The sequence below is a fragment of the Angelakisella massiliensis genome (genome assembly GCF_900104675.1).
In the GTDB taxonomy this organism is placed as follows: domain Bacteria; phylum Bacillota; class Clostridia; order Oscillospirales; family Ruminococcaceae; genus Angelakisella; species Angelakisella massiliensis.
This window is the reverse complement of record NZ_LT629945.1, coordinates 1,799,570-1,817,605: the sequence shown is the minus strand read 5'-3', so window position 1 is coordinate 1,817,605 and position 18,036 is coordinate 1,799,570. Positions and strand designations below refer to the sequence as shown.

General features: G+C 54.2%; 17 protein-coding genes. 2 read left to right on the top strand and 15 right to left on the bottom strand.

All coding sequences use genetic code 11. The features are described from left to right. Window positions 1–397 precede the first annotated feature (397 nt). Window positions 398–1,291 carry an N-carbamoylputrescine amidase gene (gene aguB, locus BQ5383_RS14020; RefSeq protein WP_071432941.1) on the top strand — a complete coding sequence of 298 codons (894 nt, stop codon included), beginning with the start codon at window positions 398–400 and terminating at the stop codon, window positions 1,289–1,291. A 279-nt stretch (window positions 1,292–1,570) separates the two neighbouring features. On the opposite strand, the gene BQ5383_RS14015 is transcribed toward aguB, so the two are convergent. The 6 genes from BQ5383_RS14015 to BQ5383_RS13990 form a co-directional block, all read right to left on the bottom strand. Continuing rightward, window positions 1,571–2,185, bottom strand: coding sequence for a KpsF/GutQ family sugar-phosphate isomerase (locus tag BQ5383_RS14015; RefSeq protein ID WP_071432939.1), 615 nt, complete (start codon window positions 2,183–2,185; stop codon window positions 1,571–1,573). A 24-nt stretch (window positions 2,186–2,209) separates the two neighbouring features. After that, window positions 2,210–3,202 (bottom strand): ribokinase, encoded by a 993-nt coding sequence (locus tag BQ5383_RS14010; RefSeq protein ID WP_076944487.1) that lies wholly within the window; start codon window positions 3,200–3,202, stop codon window positions 2,210–2,212. Window positions 3,203–3,292: 90 nt separating this feature from the next. Further along, the gene (locus BQ5383_RS14005) at window positions 3,293–4,135 is read right to left on the bottom strand and encodes a carbohydrate ABC transporter permease (protein WP_071432937.1); all 843 of its coding nucleotides are present in this window, start codon (window positions 4,133–4,135) and stop codon (window positions 3,293–3,295) included. After that, entirely contained in the window at window positions 4,135–5,040 is a 906-nt protein-coding gene (locus BQ5383_RS14000) for a carbohydrate ABC transporter permease (RefSeq protein WP_071432935.1), read from the bottom strand. The genes BQ5383_RS14005 and BQ5383_RS14000 overlap by 1 nt, the downstream gene beginning before the upstream one ends. Window positions 5,041–5,134: 94 nt before the next feature. Beyond that, window positions 5,135–6,496, bottom strand: a complete 1,362-nt coding sequence (locus BQ5383_RS13995; RefSeq protein ID WP_083389985.1) for an ABC transporter substrate-binding protein — start codon at window positions 6,494–6,496, stop codon at window positions 5,135–5,137. Between the two features lie 328 nt (window positions 6,497–6,824). Beyond that, window positions 6,825–7,859: an SIS domain-containing protein gene (locus tag BQ5383_RS13990; RefSeq protein WP_071432931.1), complete on the bottom strand. Its 1,035-nt coding sequence runs from the start codon at window positions 7,857–7,859 to the stop codon at window positions 6,825–6,827. A gap of 98 nt (window positions 7,860–7,957) precedes the next feature. Here BQ5383_RS13990 and BQ5383_RS21815 point away from each other — a divergent pair, with 98 nt between their 5' ends. Then, entirely contained in the window at window positions 7,958–8,683 is a 726-nt protein-coding gene (locus tag BQ5383_RS21815; protein WP_071432929.1) for a GntR family transcriptional regulator, read from the top strand. A 14-nt stretch (window positions 8,684–8,697) separates the two neighbouring features. On the opposite strand, the gene BQ5383_RS13980 is transcribed toward BQ5383_RS21815, so the two are convergent. The 9 genes from BQ5383_RS13980 to BQ5383_RS13940 form a co-directional block, all read right to left on the bottom strand. Further along, window positions 8,698–9,630, bottom strand: coding sequence for a 1-phosphofructokinase family hexose kinase (locus tag BQ5383_RS13980; protein WP_071432927.1), 933 nt, complete (start codon window positions 9,628–9,630; stop codon window positions 8,698–8,700). 33 nt (window positions 9,631–9,663) lie between these two features. After that, window positions 9,664–10,527, bottom strand: a complete 864-nt coding sequence (locus tag BQ5383_RS13975; protein WP_476726763.1) for a class II fructose-bisphosphate aldolase — start codon at window positions 10,525–10,527, stop codon at window positions 9,664–9,666. A gap of 20 nt (window positions 10,528–10,547) precedes the next feature. Further along, entirely contained in the window at window positions 10,548–11,495 is a 948-nt protein-coding gene (locus BQ5383_RS13970; RefSeq protein WP_071432925.1) for an N-acetylglucosamine kinase, read from the bottom strand. Further along, the gene (locus BQ5383_RS13965; RefSeq protein ID WP_071432923.1) at window positions 11,492–12,856 is read right to left on the bottom strand and encodes an ADP-ribosylglycohydrolase family protein; all 1,365 of its coding nucleotides are present in this window, start codon (window positions 12,854–12,856) and stop codon (window positions 11,492–11,494) included. Before BQ5383_RS13965 ends, BQ5383_RS13970 begins: the two co-directional genes overlap by 4 nt. Before the next feature lie 30 nt (window positions 12,857–12,886). Further along, window positions 12,887–13,903 (bottom strand): glycoside hydrolase family 172 protein, encoded by a 1,017-nt coding sequence (locus BQ5383_RS13960; protein WP_071432921.1) that lies wholly within the window; start codon window positions 13,901–13,903, stop codon window positions 12,887–12,889. A gap of 12 nt (window positions 13,904–13,915) precedes the next feature. After that, window positions 13,916–15,085 (bottom strand): glycoside hydrolase family 172 protein, encoded by a 1,170-nt coding sequence (locus BQ5383_RS13955; protein ID WP_071432919.1) that lies wholly within the window; start codon window positions 15,083–15,085, stop codon window positions 13,916–13,918. A gap of 15 nt (window positions 15,086–15,100) precedes the next feature. Beyond that, entirely contained in the window at window positions 15,101–16,138 is a 1,038-nt protein-coding gene (locus tag BQ5383_RS13950) for an amidohydrolase family protein (RefSeq protein ID WP_071432917.1), read from the bottom strand. Window positions 16,139–16,212: 74 nt separating this feature from the next. After that, window positions 16,213–17,052 (bottom strand): carbohydrate ABC transporter permease, encoded by an 840-nt coding sequence (locus BQ5383_RS13945; protein WP_083389983.1) that lies wholly within the window; start codon window positions 17,050–17,052, stop codon window positions 16,213–16,215. Between the two features lies 1 nt (window position 17,053). Then, a complete protein-coding gene (locus BQ5383_RS13940; protein ID WP_083389982.1) occupies window positions 17,054–17,944 on the bottom strand; it encodes a carbohydrate ABC transporter permease in 891 nt (296 codons plus the stop codon). Window positions 17,945–18,036 lie beyond the last annotated feature (92 nt).

Below are 18,036 nucleotides of genomic sequence, written 5' to 3'. Positions count from 1 at the left end.
TTAACTAAACTGCTATACTATTAGGTATACTACCATATTTCCTGCCATGATGCAAGACTTTTTCGAAAAAAACCGCCTTTTGATGGGTGTTTCTTCGCTGCGGCGGCAACCTTTTGTCCCTTTTTCCCTGAGGAAACTGCAAAAACATCCATTTTTCCCCCTTGGCGGGTCCCCTGAAAGAAAATATTGCTCCAAAGCCTCAGGGAGGTTTTCATGGGCAAACAGTTTATGGTACAATAACCAAAGCGTTTTTCCGGCCCATGCCGCCAACTGCCCGCCCCCTCTTCAACGGGAGCACGGCTTCTCACCGCTGTTTTTCCAGCAGTGCGGGGATGTTGCCTGGCGGCACTGTGAAAAATCCAAAACCCTTTCCACCCCAATGATATGGAGGTTTCCTATGAGAAATGTTACCATCGCCGCTGTCCAGATGGCCTGCGGCGGCACCCCCGATAAAAATCTCAGCAAAGCCGAGAAGCTGGTCCGTCAGGCAGCGAGCCAGGGCGGACAGGTCATTCTGCTGCCGGAGCTGTTCGAACATCCCTATTTCTGCCAGGAGCGAAACTATTTCTTTTATGACCTGGCCTGTTCCCCCCAGGATAATCCGGCTGTGATCCGGATGTCTGCATTGGCAAAAGAACTTGGGGTCGTCATACCGGTCAGCTTTTATGAACGGGACGGCAACCTTCTCTTCAATTCAACAGCCATGGTGGATGCTGATGGCAGCGTATTGGGCGTATACCGCAAAACCCACATTCCAGACGATCACTACTATCAGGAAAAATTCTATTTTTCTCCCGGAAACACCGGCTTTCAGGTATGGCAGACACGCTTCGGCAGGGTGGGCGTGGGGATCTGCTGGGATCAGTGGTTTCCCGAAACGGCCCGCTGTCTGGCACTGATGGGAGCTGAAATGCTTCTGTTTCCCACCGCCATCGGCAGCGAGCCCATCCTTCAGCGGGACAGTATGCCTCACTGGCGGCGGGTGATGCAGGGCCATGCTGCTGCCAATATTCTCCCGGTGGCCGCCGCAAACCGCATCGGTCTGGAGGTGATCTCCCCCACTGAGGATAATGGCGGACAATCCTCCCGACTGCTGTTCTACGGTTCCTCTTTCATTACCGACGCCACCGGTGAACTGATCGCTTCCGCCGGCCGGGATCAGGAAGAGGTGCTGCTGGCCACAGTGGACCTGGATGCCGCTGCCCGCCTGCGGCTGGACTGGGGGCTGTACCGGGACCGGCGTCCTCACTGCTACAGCGCTGTCACCCGGGAAGGCAGTGTGCAATACTGATTGCCAGCATCCGGGCGAACCGCCCTATTTTCTTGCGGCTAAAAGTTCCGGCTGATTGAACCGGAATTGCAGACCGCAGAAAAATCTGTTTATTGAGAAGGCCTCCCATTTGAAATGATAAAATCAAGGCATATGTCCGATTTTCATACCATAGGCCGTGTCCACTGCGGTGTAAAACTGAAAACATATGGGATTTTTCCCACATATCAATTGCCGGCTGACTTATAACTGTCAGCCGGCAATAATATTTGGAGTGGAATCAGCTTCCCGATAAGGTCTTCATTTCTCATTGTCCCGCAGCTTACCCAAGGCTCCGCCTGGATGCCAGGAAACATACTGCTGGGGGGTCACATCCGCCACGCTTTGCAGCAGTACACTCAGTCCTTGGAGCGCGATCACCTCAGCCAGAATGGAAGCTCTGGGCGCCCGGTTCAGGGGACCGCCTTCCGCCGAGACATGGGCCAGCAGGTGGGCGTCGCTGGCCTTTGCCAGCCAGGAAGAAGCGTTTCCCGTAACGCCAATGATTTTCGCTCCATTTTTCTTCAGCGCTGTAACGGTCGCTTTCAGCTCCGCTGTTTCGCCGCTGTTGGAGATGGCAATCACCACATCTCCCGGCACCACCTGGCCGGAGGAGCCATGGACCGCTTCCGTGCCATGCAGCTCATAGCAGGGGGTTCCTGTGGAACTCATCAAAGAAGCGATATAGCCGCCGATATGGGCAGGCTTGCCAATACCTGTAACATGGATGCGCCCTCCGGCTTTTCGGCAATCCAAAATCAAATCCACTGCCTGCTGATAGGTTTCCGCGTTCACCTGCTCCAGCGCGTCGCTCATCTCATCTGCTACTGTTTGCCGGTAATCCTCCAAGTGTCGGATATTTTTTTCCGATAACATAACTGTGTCCTTCCTTCCACCGTTTTACATCAAAGCATCCAGCTTTTCCCACTGGACCGTTTCACAGCCACGCTGTTTCATCAGGGATATTACTTCCGCCAGTGTGGGCAGACTGGGCTGCGCCCCCAGACGGGAAACCGTCAGCGCCGCCGTATAACTGGCGAACGTCAGCGCCTGGCGATGATCCAGCCCCGCGCATACCCCGGTGCAGAAGCTGGCAACAAAACTGTCTCCGGCGGCGGTGGGGTCCTCCACTTTGGGCATCGTTACACAGTCCGCGGCAATCCATTCCCTTTTATTGCCCAGTACCGCTCCGTTGGACCCCAGGGTGATGATGACATTTTCCACTCCCATTTCCAGCAAGCGGGACACTGCCCGTCTGGCATCATCCATCATTTCCGGACCTTGCCGGATGGGAATCCCCGTCAGGTCTGCCGCTTCATGCTCGTTGGGAGAAATATAGGTGAGGTTCTCTACCAGCTCCCGGGGCAGCGGTGCCGATGGCGCCGAATTAAGCATCACCGGGACGCCCTTGTTCTTGGCATAACGGGAAATCAAAACGTTGATATCCATGGGGATCTCCAGCTGAAGCATCACCAGATCATACCCGCTGATCTGCTCCTCCAGGAACTCCACCTCCCGGGGAGAAATGGTCATGTTTGCTCCCGGCACGACAGTGATCCTGTTTTGACTTGCGCCATTGGAGCCGGTTTCCAGCAAAATATTTCCTACTCCGCTGGCCTGATCGGGCTGGGTCATCAGATATGTCACATCCACGCCGGAAGCCGCCAGGGAACTTCTCATCTCCCGGCCAAAGGCGTCATCTCCCACCTTGCCCACCATGGTGACACAGGCACCCAAACGGGCGGCCTGTACCGCCTGATTGGCTCCTTTTCCTCCGGAGGCTGTGGTAAAATGCTCTCCCAGAACGGTTTCACCGCTGCCGGGTATTTTTTTCAGGCGGGTCACCAGGTCCATGACGCAGCTTCCCACCACCAGAATCTGAGGCTTTTTCACATTGTTCTCCTTCCTCTTTGCACCTTGCAAAGTTGTATGTCTTTGTGCCTGCCGCTGTCTGCTTCTGTGGCAGGCAATATTTTTCAGCTTTTATTCCTTCACACTTCCCGCTGTCAATCCGGCCACAATGTACTTCTGTACTGCGAAGAACATCACCACCACAGGGATGAGTGTAACGGAAGCCGCCGCAGACATCTGGCCCCAATCAATGTCATATTTCTGTACAAAATTCATCAGTCCTGCCGGAATGGTCCGCAGCTTTTCGGAATTGATCATCATAATGGAATAGAACAGCTCATTCCAACAACCGGTAAAGGCAAAAACAAAAACAGCCACTATGCTGGGCAGCATCACCGGCAGCACCACCCGTACCACACTTTGAAAACGGTTGCAGCCGTCGATCTGTGCCGCTTCTTCCAGCGATACAGGGATACGGGTGAAAAAGGAGGACATGGTGATCATGCAGAAAGGGATATTGGTGGCGGTATATGTAATGATGAGGGAAGCCAGCGTATCTATCAGCTGCAGTTTGGAATACAGCACAAACATGGGAATGATGGCTGTAATCAAAGGAACCATCTGGGATGCCAGCATGATGACCATAATGGCCTTTTTTCCTTTGAACTGGTACCGTGCCAGGGCGTATCCCCCCATGATTGCGGCGGCAAGAACCAGAGTGGAACTGATGAGCGTCACTTTGACACTGTTGCTGATGTAAGTACCGAAGTGGGTTTTGCCAAAAGCGTTCTCATAATGCTGAAGCGTCGGCTGCTGAGGAAGCAGATGCAGCTCGTTATTGGAAAGGATCTCCTTATCCCCCTTAAAGGAAGTGGACACCAGCCAGAACAGCGGAAAGATCGTCCAGATAAGGAACACTGCCAACAGAATCCACAACATGACCCGCTTCAATATCCGCAACTGTTTTGCCTTCATTAAAAATCACCTGCCTCATGGTACTTGGTCACTTTCAGATAGATCAGTGCATAGACCGTCAGCAAAAGCATAATGAAAATTCCCACTGCGGAGCCGTAGCCGAAATCCAAACTGGCAAATGCCTGATTGAACACATACAGCGGCAATGTGGAACTGGAGTAGGCGGGGCCGCCGTCTGTCATCACATACAGCATATCCGAGGAATTGAACACCCAGATGACCCGCAGCAGCAGTGTAGTGAGAATGGTAGGTTTGATATAGGGCAGCATGATGCGGAAAAAGATTCCGGTGGAGCTGGCCCCGTCAATACGGGCAGATTCAATCACATCTGTGGAAATGGATTGCAGTGCCGCCAGGATCATAATGCCGAAAAAGGGAATGCCGTACCAAATCATACCCACCATTGGTCCGATCATGGAACGGCCTGTATCACCCAACCAGGAAATGGGACCGTCGATCAGGCCCAGGCTCTCCAGGATAAAGTTGAACAGTCCATTGCGTTCATTGAAAATGAATTTAAAAACCAATCCAATGAGATAACTGGACACTGCCCAGGGCAGAAAGACCACTGACTGATAAACGCCTTTGAAGCGGAATTTGCTGTTGAGCAGCAGCGCCAGCACCAATCCCAGCAGGAACTGGGCGGATACCACGATCACCACCCATTTTACGGAGTTCCACATGACCTTGGGGATTTCCGGGTCCTGAAAGATCCTGGCATAGTTGGAAAAACCGGTAAAGTAGATATCCTTCGGCCGCATCAGATTGTAGTTGAGAAAAGAAAGCCGAACACTGTACAGCAGCGGATATCCCATAACAACCAATACAATCAGCAGCGCCGGGGACAGCAGCAGATACGGCTCCCACCTTCGGTCCCATTTTCTTTTCTTTGTGTTCCCTTTCATACCCTTTCACCCCTGTTCTCAATGCTTGGTCCAGAAAAACAGGGCGCCGGCGGTACTTTTTTCGCCGCCCGCCGGCGCCCCTCATTCCAGTGCTTTATTGCCCGATGTCCTTATCGTACTCCGCGCTCAGCCACGCTGCCATATTGGACAGCGTTTGCTCAGCGGTCTGGGAACCAGACATATATTTCTGACATTCACCTGTGGCGTATTCGGAGATGAAGTATCCCCACTGGGTCAGCTCAGTGGGCTGGGTCAGGTACTGAAGATTGGGGTCCATCAGCGTATCAGCAAAGCCTTTGAGATATCCCTCCTGGAAGAACGGGTCGGTGAGGGATTGGTTATAAATGGGCAGAGCTACCAACGCTTTGCAATAATCCGCGTTGACCTCGGGGGAGGAAAGATACATAACCAGCTCTTTAGCCAGGTCGGGATGCTCCGAATTGGCCGAAACCATCATACCTGCGGAATGTCCCCAAACCATCAGCGTCTTGCTGCCGTCGGCGTTTTTGGGGAAGGGCAGAACGGTCCAGTCGTCATCCTCCATCCGCTGGGAGCAGGTAAGAGTAACTTCCGCTGAATTGTTCAGAGTGGCGGTTTGTCCGCTGACAAAGCCTTCCACCATTTCTTTAAAGCCCCAGTTGATGGAATCCTTGGGTGCGTAACCATCTACATACAAACCATAGAAATCCTGGAAATGCTTCAGCGCATCCGGATGCTCCAGAATGGACTTGTTGGTACCATCGGGGAACATGCTGTCGGAACCGATCTTATTGCAGAGATACTCGTAAAATCTCATAAATCCGTTCTGACCGCCGCGGAAGGCCATGCCGTAAACATTGTTGGCGGGATCATTGGTGGCCTTGACCACCTCGATGTATTTGTCCCAGGTCCAGTCCTGACGAAGCTCTTCAATATCGTAGCCTGCCTTTTCCAGCATGGGAACATTGACATAGATGCCTTGAGCACCGTATCCGTCGGGAATGGCATAGACCTTACCGTCATAAGTAAACAGATCCGAGGACTGCACACAGGCAGTGCAAAGATCATCATAATATCCGCTGGCTTTCCAGGTATCGGTCAGATCCAAGATCTTATCGTCCGGAGCCAGCGCCAACAAGTAGCTGACATCTCCTGTCAGCACATCGGGCAGCGTATTGGAGGTGGACATTGCCACTACCTTTTTAAACGCTTCATCCCAAGGCACTGTGGTATATTCTACCGTCACCCCCGGATGATCTGCTTCGAACTGAGCGATGTACTTTTCAAAATGCGGATTTGTTTCATCCATGGGAAATACATTGAGAAACGTCAGCGTGACCTCTTCGACCGCGCCAGAAGCATCGCCCGAACTGCCCGCCGGTGCGGATGCCGCATCCTGAGATGAACACGCTGCCAACGAAACGGCTGCCAATACTACCAATATCCAGGATATGATGCGTTTTGATCTTAGGAACATAACTTGCTTCCTCCTTTTCCCTTCCGTTCAATTCACACAAAACCAGAGCTTTGTGTTTAAGTTTATTATATAATATCATTATAACATATGTCAATATAATGTTATGACAAATTTGAAGCGCCACTCTTGTTCCTATCCGCGCCGCCAACTGATTGCTTGTCTATTGTCAATATGTTATGATATGTTCTATAAAAGATGAACGCCTGAAGGAAAAGGCCCTGTTGTCCTGTGAGAAGGTTGGGGGCTCTTTTGCTTTGAGCCTTGCGCCTGCGGCAAGTGTTGTGATAAACTAAAGCAAAGAATACCCCCACCTCCAAAAGGATGGATTTTATTTCAGCGCAATATACGCATCCAGTCCTGCCGGCTGGTCGGGGTTTTTACCGCATTCCAGCGCCTTTGCCAATGCCAGAACCTGAGCGGTCCAGATCAGATACAGGCCCAATGCGCAGTCATCCTTTACTGTCTTCACCGGCAGGTTCAGCTGGCTGTTTTCCCCTTCTCCGCCTACTGTCACAAGAATGCATCCGGTTTTGCTCAGGTCTTCCAGCATATCCTGCTGATAGCTGTTGTCTGCCGGACGAAGCAGCACCAGCGTCAGTGTTTTGGGACCATGGAGCACAATGGGGCCATGGCGGTAATCCAATACACCAAAATGAGCTCCCGGCAGCATGGAGATTTCTGTGAAAGCCAGAGCCGCTTCTTCTCCGATTCCTCCCATCGGGCCGTCGGAGAGAACCACCGCCCGGTCAAAATCCCGCTTTGCAACATTTTCCAACAATGCCCGGTTTTCATTGAGGAAAACACTGCTGTCTTCTACCGCCTGAATGGCGGCCTCTTCCAGCTTGCTGTCCTCACTGCGAAAAGCCTGGAGCAGCAAAATTGTCAGATACAGGTTGCTTACGGTGCGTGTCTGGCAAACGCTGTGGTCGTAGGCCCACGGCATAAGTAAATTCAGTTGGCATACAGGGAGGAGGTCATTTTCCTCCTTCATTGTTACCGACAGGAAGACCGCATTGCTGTTCTCCGACATCGTCCGTGCCGCGCGCAAAATCTCAGTGGTCATACCGGAGCGGGAAAGAATGACTACAATACTGTCTTTGATCAGATGAGCGTAGCTTTCCGGCTTGACCAGATATTCTCCGCCGGTGATGGAGCTTACCGGTTCTCCGCTTTTTTCAAAAATCATCCGGGCGCTTCTGGCCAGCATAGCGCTGGAGCCACAGCCCATGACCACAATTCTTCTTCCTTTGTAGCTGCGGAAAAATCCGGTGATTTTTTCCCGGTTTTCCAGCAAATAATCCAAAGTTTTTTTCAGCGCTTCCGGTTGGGAATATACCTCTTGCTGCGTCAGATACTCAAACATCGTACGCGTACCTCCTTGTTTTATCTATTCACTGCTGCTCAATCCAAAATGCTGCACCATGGATCAGACACTTTTGAAAAGAGAAAGGACGAAAAATCATGTTGGATGAAAAAAGCAGTATCCCGCTGTACAGCCAACTTTATCAGAAAATGCTGGAGAACATCACCTCCGGCCTGTGGCAGGATGGATTCAAACTGCCCACCGAGGCGGAGCTTTGCCAGCAATATGGTGTCAGCCGCATCACCGTCCGCATGGCGATGGACAAACTCAACAGCCAGGGCTATTTGTACCGCAAGCAGGGGCGGGGCACCTTTGTCACCCGGCCCAAGATCGAGCAGAAGCTGGCTTACTTCTACAGTTTCAGCGATAACATCGATCACCCTGATGAAAAGCGTCAGAGCACCGTGCTGGGCTTTGAGGCCATTCCATGTCCTGAAAAAATCGCTCAGCGCCTTAAAATATCAGCCGGAGAGCCTGTTTTCAAAATGGAACGCATCCGCAGCGTAGGAACGATCCCCTTCGCTTATGAATTTTCCTATATTCCCTGCGTCCTCTGCCCTCAGCTCAACGGGGACAGTATCGCTGAAATCGGGCTGTACAACTCTCTGAAAAAATATTCCGGGCTCTCACCCAATCTGGCAACAGAGCAGTTCAACGCTGTACTGCTGGGCAAAAACGCCGCCAAATATCTTCAGGGGAAAAGCACCCAGCCGGGGCTGCACATCGACCGGATCACCTATGTGGATGAACAGATCGTGGAATACTGCGACACCATCGTCCGGGGGGACCGGATCACCTATCATGTGGAGCTGCATCAAATCTGAGCTTGCTTACTTTCTTACACCGGGAAAACTTCCACCGCCGGCAGCAGCTCCCTGACCGTTTGGGGATCGCAGCTGCCGGTTTGTTCCGTCAGGGCATTGGCTGCTGAGACCGCAACACCGTACCGGAGCGTTTCCTCCAGGGAAAAGCCTTCGTGAAGCCCGATGGCAAAAGCCGCCATCATGCTGTCCCCGCAGCCCACGGTGTTGACCACCGGAAGGTCTTTGGGCGGGGCCGCAAGCAGCGTCTGGGTACCATCCGCCGCCATTACCCCCTGGGCACCCAGGGACACCGTCATAATTCCTACCCCATATCTGCTCCGGAGCTGTTCAAGTGCCCGGGGCAGTTTTTGCTGCTCCACTTCCTCCCCCAACAGCTGAAACAATTCCTCCCGATTGGGTTTGGCAAGGGCTGGACCGCCTTCCAGACCATACCGCAGCAGCTCCCCCGAAGCGTCCAGCAAAACGGGACGGCCTGCGGCTTTGGCACGCAGTACCAGCTTTTTGTACACATCTTTTTCCACCCCGGACGGGGCGCTGCCGGAGAAAGTGAGCACCTGACATAACACTGCCATGCGGTCAAAGTCCTGCAAAAACTGCTCCTGCAGCTGCAAGGGGATCTGAGGACCAGGCTCCAGCAGTTCCGTCTGGCTGCCGTCAGAGGCATCCTTGACGTTCAGGCACCGGCGGCATTCCAAACCGGTATCGGTATAAAAATCCCTGATTCCCAGCCGCTCCAGCTCCCGGCGGATCACCTCACCCGACGCGCCTCCCCGAAAGCCGGCAGCGGCAGCGGAATATCCGCACTGACTGATGACCCGGGCCACATTCATTCCCTTGCCTCCGGCCGCGGCACGGCTCTCCGTCACACGGTTGACCGAACCGGATTTCAGCCGGGGCACCAGATAGAACTGGTCAATGGCAGCGTTGAGGTTCACTGTTCCGATCATCCGTTCACCTCCCATTCCCAAAGCTATCCGCCCTTATTCCACCTGGGCCATCAGATCCCGGGCCTTGCCCTGGGAACCGCACAAACAGATTTTCTCCTTTACCAGCTCACGCACCTTTTGAGCGCCGCTGCTCAGATACTTTTTAGGGTCATACACCCCATGGTCCTTTTCCAGATATTCCTTAACCCCCTGTGAAAAAGCCGCCCGCAGTTCAGTAGCAAAATTTACTTTTGCCATACCGTTTTCTACCGCCCGGCGCACTTTTTCATCCGGCACGCCGGAAGCACCATGCATCACCAGCGGAACATCCACCTTTTCCCTGATGCGGATGATTCTGTCCAGATCCAGCCGGGGCTCCACCTTATAAAAGCCATGGGCGGTACCAATGGCCACCGCCAGAGAATCCACACCGGTGCGGCGCACAAAATCCGCGGCCTGATCAGGATCGGTATACTGGGCATCGCTGCACTCCAGATCGTCCTCCTTGCCCCCGACCTTACCCAGTTCCGCTTCCACAGGAACACCATGGTCCTGAGCACTGGCACATACCCGGGCGGTCAGGCGGATGTTCTCCTCATAAGGAAGAGCAGAACCGTCGATCATTACTGAAGTGTATCCCGCCTCCATACATCTGACGGCCAGTTCAAAACTGGAACCGTGATCCAGGTGAAGGGCTACCGGTGCACCGGCACCTTTTTCCCTGAGCATTCCCGCAAAATATTCCGGCGGCAGATACCGCAGCGTTCCAGGTGTTGTCTGAATGATCACCGGCGCTTCCATTTCTTCCGCCGCTGCCAACACCGCCTGAAGCATCTCCGCGTTCTCCACATTGAAAGCACCTACCGCGTATCCGTTCTGGCTGGCTGCCCGCAGCATCCTTTTTGTGGTCATCAACATCACAGCTTCCCCCTGTCTTTTCAAATTTTCTCCATCATCTGATGAAGGCTGTCGGGAGCAAAGGTCTCAAAACAAAGCAGTCCTGCCCCTTGCCAAGGCTCCAGCGCAGGCTTTTCCAGCGTACAGCCCCGTCCCTCCAGCAGCTTTGTCAGGGGCCTGAGTATCAGCTGCCCGGCATGAAACAGCCCTCCTGAATAAGATACCGGGCATCGCTCCAGCCCCAACTCCTTCTGGACCCCCAAAACCATTGCCGCCAACAGTTCCGCAGCCTCTTCATAGGCCGCTACCGCGGAAGGATCCCCCTCCTGGGCGGCTTTCAGCAGCAGCCGCTGTAAAGCGGCGGTGGTGTCCCGATGGCTGCTGATCTGGGGCACAACACGCTCAATGATCTGAAAATCATTTTCCAGCTTAAACTCCTGCCGTACGATCTCCCGCAGCGGTCCCGGATCCAAACGGCCGTCGCACTGCCAGGAGAACAGCTGAAGCATCTTTCTCCCCAGCCAATAACAGGAACCCTCATCGGAAAAAAACTCATCCCAACCGCCGCACCGTGCCTGCTTTCTGGCCGCGTTTCTGCCGTAGGCAATGGAACCGGTGCCCGATACAATGTTGATTCCGCAGCGCAGCTTGAGGGAACCTGCCCAGCCGGCCACTACATCATTGACTACCAGAATGGGGACCGGGGTCAGCGTCTTTTCCAGCTCTTCCCGCAAGATCCTGTCGCCTTCCTCGCTTTCCCCTACACAGGGCAGCGCCATAACGGCTCCTTTGAGCTGAAAAAAGCTGATGGAATGTTCCCTGAGCATGGCTGTGAAACCATCCTTCATCAGCCTTGCCACAGCCTCCGTTCCCTTTTCCCGATAGGAGCTTCCTTCGGCTGTCCTGCGGGCGCATAAACGGCCCCGCTCATCCCACAGGGCAAAGGCGGTCTTGGTTCCTCCTCCGTCCACGCCAATGTAGTAATTCATCCCTTTTCCTCCTCCGCAAGGGGTAAAAAGCGTTCCGGAAGCATCCCAATCCGCCGGGCCAGACCGCTTAAAGAAGTCTCATAAAAATCAGCCAGGGAAATGTGAATGGTATCCCGGAAGGGTTCCAGCCGACAGCGGTCCAGTCCCTCAGGACCGAAATATGCTCCCAGCAGCGACCCTGCCGTACAGCCGAAGCTATCGGTATCATTGCCCTGCATCACCTGCAGGCACACACCATGCCAGATATCCTTTGCCCAGCGCATGGTATTGATCAGCGTACCGATCTCCTGGTACACCATACAATGACCATACTGGCCAAAGCGATGGTGGATCTTTTCATAGCCTTCCTCAAAGCTGTCTGAGGACAGTACACATTGCAGCGCCACCTGACAAGCCCGGTAAAATCGGCTGCGGCTGGGGATGAAATGCAGCGCCTCCACAAAAGGCTCCACCGGGTCCCTGGCGGCAAACATCCCCGCCAGAACCGCCGCCACATACATGGCGCTGTAAACACCGGTCCTGCGGTGGGTGAAGGAAGCGTCGATGCAGGCGTATTTCGCCGCCAGATCCGGCCTGCCGGCAAAGGCACAGCCATAGGCATCCATGCGGATGATGGCTCCGCACTCCTCGTTCATGGGGTTGAACAGATCCGCCCACCAGCTGTAGTCCTCATCAGGATGATGAGGCTCCATTTCGTCCTCCTGGAGCCTGTTCGCCGCGATGCAGGCGGTAATATGCTGCTCGGGACCAAAGGCGAAGCCCATGGCCTGATGCCGCAGCCAGGTCCGCTTCATACCGTCCAGATCCAGGTCCAGGCCGTGTTCTTCCAGCGCCAGCATTCCCAGAACCGTATAATTGAGGTCGTCGTCCGCCGCGGCGTAACGGATATTGCCTTTGGTGGTTTCCGTCCAGGAAAAATGCCTGCGGCCCAAAGCCTCCAGAAATTCCGGGGTGATAAAGTCCTCAATGGGCCACTGGCCCACTGCCTCCCCGGCCCGGCGCAAACTGTCCAGATCCGGGTTTACCTCCAAAGGCTTTCCCAGAATGCAGCCCAGAACCGAGGCCAGAAAAGCGGTTTCCGCCTTGCGTCCATACCAGGCGGCATCCCCCCGACGGCAAAAGCGCTCCCGGCCGGGGGTCATCTCCCGCTGGATCTCCTCCCAGGACACCGGCTCTGCATAAGGCCAATCCTTACGCAGAGGGAGCCGGAGCAGCTGCCGGGCAAAATCCGTCAGTGCGTCCTGGCTGTCCGGCAGAGCGGCCAGCCGCTGCTCCTGGCCGGTAATATCAAAGCCTTGCGTCTCCAGGGTATGTAAGGATGCCAAAAGGCTCTTTCTCAGATAGGAAGGGGTGACAAACATGATTTTTCCTCCTGTCTCCCGGCACCGGCGTCAGGGTATGGCCTGGAAATCCCTGTCCCTGACACGATAAAGGCAAAGCAGGTCTTTGGCGGGCGGGATACGGAAACAGGCCGGCGACGCCTCGGACAAATAATAATAAACCGTGGAGGAATAGCGGAAGGGTTTCAGGCGTTCCTTCTTCCAGGGATTGAGGAAACACATCCGCAGTGAACGTTGGAAGTTGACCCGATCCCCGTCATGGAAGCGATACATACTGATCATGGAACGGAGCGGGTCCTTCAGCGGTACGCCGTGGGTTTCGGCGCAGAAGGGGCCGTCGCGAAAATACCAGCCGCCGTTGAAGTAATCCTCCAATCCGGTTCCCACCAGGGCCGGAGGTTCTTCCCCGTCCACCCAGATGTATTCCGGCGCTTCCAGAAAAGCCAGATTGTTGGGAACGCTGCCCTGAATGGACAAGGCGCATCCAGCCAGATGGCCCTGTCCCTGAATATTCGCCGTTTCCAAAGGATCTCCCCCGGCGTTCTCCCCCGCCCGGAAGGCGCAGTGGAACCGTCCGGATTGCTCCGGCAGCTGCTTCAGACGCTGCCAGGTGATGTTGAAGAACAGCTCCGCTGTCTCCTGCTGGTGGAGGTTTTCCACCTCCAGCCGGAAGCCCCGGTCAAAGGGCATGGGAAAATAGCAGTAAAATCCGCCGCTGCTCATCCCCAGATAGCGGGAGGTATAATGCTGAAACTCACAGTGGCCTACACCGAAGAAATCCCCCACCGGAGCTTCCACTGAAGGCTCCGGGCAGCCGTCAAAATACAGCCGCAGGATGGTCAGCCGCAGGACTGTAGGGTCCACGGCGGCGTCAGGGTCCCAGTACCGCCAGAACCATCCCGGCAGCGTCATCCAGAAGCGGGCGATCATCCCCCTGCCCTCCAGGGAAAAGATGGTTTTTCTCTCCCCCGGCGCCACAAAGACAGTCTTGTCTCCTGTAGCGGGATCAAAGGTGGTCAGCTGCTCCGTCCGTCCCTGAGAAAGCTGAAAAATCGGCCGGTCTTCCATAGGTATTCCTCCTCAGATGGACTTGCAGTACGCCGACAGGCTTTCCTTGGTGGTCAGAGGCATCCGAAGCTCCACAGGAAGCATCTCCGGGAACGGCTGGTGCGGCTCCGACTGATACCAATATGCGGTGGATGAATAGTCGTTGGACAGGCTGTTGGCGTGACCGTGCTCAACAGTCACTTTAATGGACTGGTGGAAAATCACCGGGTCCTCCAGATGGAAGCGATAACTGGTCCACTTACCGCTATATCCAAAGGAACCGCCGCCCCAGGCTCCGGGCGTCTCCCATGCGCCGTTGACCTTACAAATCTCCGCCAGGGAAATTCCATGGTAAGGGCCATCGTATTTGTAGGAGGGATAATCCCAGGCGGCACAGAAATAATCCTCTGTTCCGGTACCGTGGATGGTGGGGGGCCAGGACTGTCCGTCAATAAAGATCATATCGTCTCCCTCGCCGAACCAGGTGACATTGGGAACAGGATTGATATGGTCGATGCTCAGGTTGCAGCCCACATAGTGGCCCTCCCCTTTGGCTTCCAAAATCACATAGTTGCCCGCTCCGTCCAGATTTTTCAGGCTGGAGATCTCCTCCAGGGGACCTTTGAACCGAGTGTGCTTTCTTTTCAGCTCCTCCATGTCCAGAACACCGTCAGTCGGGTTCTGCCGCCGCCACTGGGCATGGAACCGGAGGGTGTTTTCCGGCAGCTCCTCCAGCGTTTCATAATCCACTGCATAGTAGAAATTGGGGATATCCGCCCCCGTCTGGTTGACCACCACGATCTTCCCCCGCTTGGAAAAAGGCATGGCAAAATAGCAGTTCATGGCGCTGTAGGGCTGAGGGCCATCCTGTCTGGTGACCATATTCAGCGGCAGGGACATATAATGGCTGGCAACGCCGTGGCCCACGCCGAAGAAATCCCCCAGCGGCACTTCCACCGAAGGAGTTTCCTCGTCATCCCAGTACATCCGCAGCAGGATACTGCGGTAATAATAGGGCTGAGGGCTGCTGACGGTGCACCAGATATGGGTGATCTTTGCCGGCCCTTCCAGATCGAAAATGACCTTTTCCTCCCCCTGGGGGATGGGGACATAATCCTGGTTGCCTCCTGTGCGGTCCCAGCTGGACTGACGGCCGGTATTTCCCTTTCGGGGGTAGATCAGACTTTGCAGAACGGAACTCATATCATTTTCCTCCTTTTACGGCGCAAGGTCGGGGAGCAGCTTTGCCAGGCGGGGAATCAGCCGCAGGGCGTTTTTATAGTAGATCTTTTGGAGCACATCATCGGGAAGGTAGACCCCGTAAATGTTCCAGCGGCCCTGATTGTGTTCGTCCAGGGAGTTGTAGGGGAAATACTCGTCCCTGGTCTCAAAGAAGCGGTAATTGCCGCTGATGTTGGAGGGGGTGGGCAAAAGGTCGGTGCCGTATACCACACGGTCCTGATACTTGATCAAAAAGTCTCTGGATGTATAAGGCTGCCGTCCCAGCTCAGAGATCCGCTCCGCCGTATCCACAAACATATTGGGATAGGTGTCCAGCATCCGGGAGACCTCTGCCAGGTTCTCCGCGTGGGAACCCACATGGGCCACAATAAAGCGGGTATTGGGGTTTGCCGCCAGCAGACGCTCCTGGGCCTCCATCAGCTCCGGAAAGCGGGGGCAGGGGCGGTTGCCGTAGGACCAGTTAGGATGTCCCGCCAGCTCTTCATAGCGTTCATGGGTCTCGTCGATCACCTTGTCAAAGAAGGAGGGTGGATCTGCAATATGGATGGTCACAGGCAGATCGCACTCCGCGGCGGTGGCCCAGATGACCTGGAGACGGGGATCGTCAGGCTTCAGATAAACGCCGTTCTTGTCAGTCAGCTTTACGCCCAGGGACTTGGAGAATTTCAGCCCCGTAGCTCCCCGCTCCACACATTCCAGCACCCGCTGACGGGCCTTGCGTTCAAAATCCGGCTCATCAATGCCGCAGAGGTTGACCCGGCCGAAGATGGTAAAGCGGTCCGGATGAGGCTCCACATAATGTTTGAGCTGGTAATCCATCCGCTCATCCCAGAAGCCATCCATATCCACGATCATACGGATGCCATAGCGGTCCATATCGTCCAAAACCTTGGCCACATCCTTTGTTCTGGTCAAATGGCTGTGGGCGTCGATGACAGGAAACTTTGGACGCAAACGCTGCTGCTGCGGCAGCTCCAGACGGGTAATGGGACGAAACTGATCCAATGGAATCATGCTGAAGGACCTCCTTTGTTATAGAACTATTTGTTATAACATTATATTCATAATATCATATTGCCATGGAGCCGTCAACCTTTGACAGCCCCGGTTGTCATGCCGTCGATAATGTATTTCTGACCCAGCAGATAAACCAGCAAAATAGGCAGCGCCGTCATCACCAGATCAGCAAACACCAGGTTCCAGCTGCTTTGATATTTGCCGAAGAAATTATAGACCGTCAGCGGCATGGGCCATTTGGAGCTGTCGGAGAGGAAATACAGGGGGATCATAAAGTTATTCCACACATTCATGAACACCACAATGATACCTGTCACGATTACCGGCAGCAGCAGCGGGAAGATCACCAGGAAAAAGGTCCGGATCGGTCCGCAGCCGTCCATAACCGCCGCCTCATCCAGCTGTCTGGGGATGGTTTTGATAAAGCCGGTGAACAGCAGTACGGAAAAGGCCATATTCAGGGAGCAAAAGACCATGATCACGCCAAAATAGGTATTGTTGATATGGAGCTTTTGCAGCAGGGTGATGGTTGGAATGAGCGAAATAGGCGCGATCAGTCCCATCATGAACACCGACATGATGCGTCTGGAAAAGGCATTGTTGCAGCGGGCCAGATAAAAGGAAGCCAAAGAGGAGGAAATCAGTGTCACCACCACCGAAGAAACGGTAATGATGGTGCTGTTGATCATGGCCTGACCGATCTCTCCCTTTTCAAAGACCACCTGGTAGTTTTCAAAATGCCAGACGCTGGGCAGGCTCAGGCTCAGCTCTGCCGCCTCCTTGACATCCTTGAAGGAGCCCAGTACCATGATGGCCAGAGGCGCCAGAATAAACAGGCTGCCAAACAGCAGCAGCAGCTGGAAACAGATCTGTGTCAAACGCTTTCTGAGGGTATAATTCATCGGTTTCATCTCAGTACTCCACCTCCCGCTTACGGAAGAAATTCAGCACCACCAGGGAAATAAAGGAGATAATGACGAAGAGCACCAGATTCAGCGCAGTGCCATAGCCCCATCTGCCCTCTCCGAAGGCTTCATACACCATGGTGCTGACCACCTGGCTGGCGAAACCGGGACCTCCGTTTGTCAAAACATACACCATGTCAAATACCTTGAATCCGCCGATCAGAGACATGATCAGGTTGATGTTGAAGGAGGGGATGATCAGCGGGAAGATGATGTACCGGAACTGCTGCCAGGGGGAAGCGCCATCAATGCGGGCAGCCTCCAGCAGATCATAGGGGATGCTCTGCAATCCCGCCAGATAGATGGCCATATGGAAACCAGCATACATCCAGATCTCCACAGCGCTGATGGTGAACATCACAATATCCTTGTCGGTCAGCCAGCTGCGGGTGAGGGATTCCAAACCCACAAAGGTCAGCGCGTCATTGAGCAGACCTGTGGGATGGAGCACCGCCGAAAACACCAGGCCCACCACAATGGTGCTGAGGATGGCCGGACAGAAATAAATGGCCCGCCAAACGGTTCTCCCCCGCAGCTTGGTGTTGAGGATCAGCGCCAGACCCAGACCCAGCACATTTTTGCCCACAGTGGTCACAGAGGCAAAAATCAGGGTGTTTTTCAGCGCCAGCATGGAGACGCGGTCCTCAAAAATTTCCTGAAAGTTTTTCAGTCCAATAAAGTTGATCTCAGTCAGGTATTGGTTCCAATCCGTAAAGGAAAATCCGAAGCCAAATACCACCGGTAAGATAAAAAAGATAAAAAAGATGATCAAACCCGGCGCGATAAACAACGGATGATAAAACCTGTCCATATATCCGCCCTTGAGACGACGATTCATCACCTGCACTCCTTTCCCGCTGCCGCCGGGCCCGCCTCTCGGCGGCTCCGGCATAAAATAAATATCCCCCCGCAAAGCGGGGGGTATTTCCG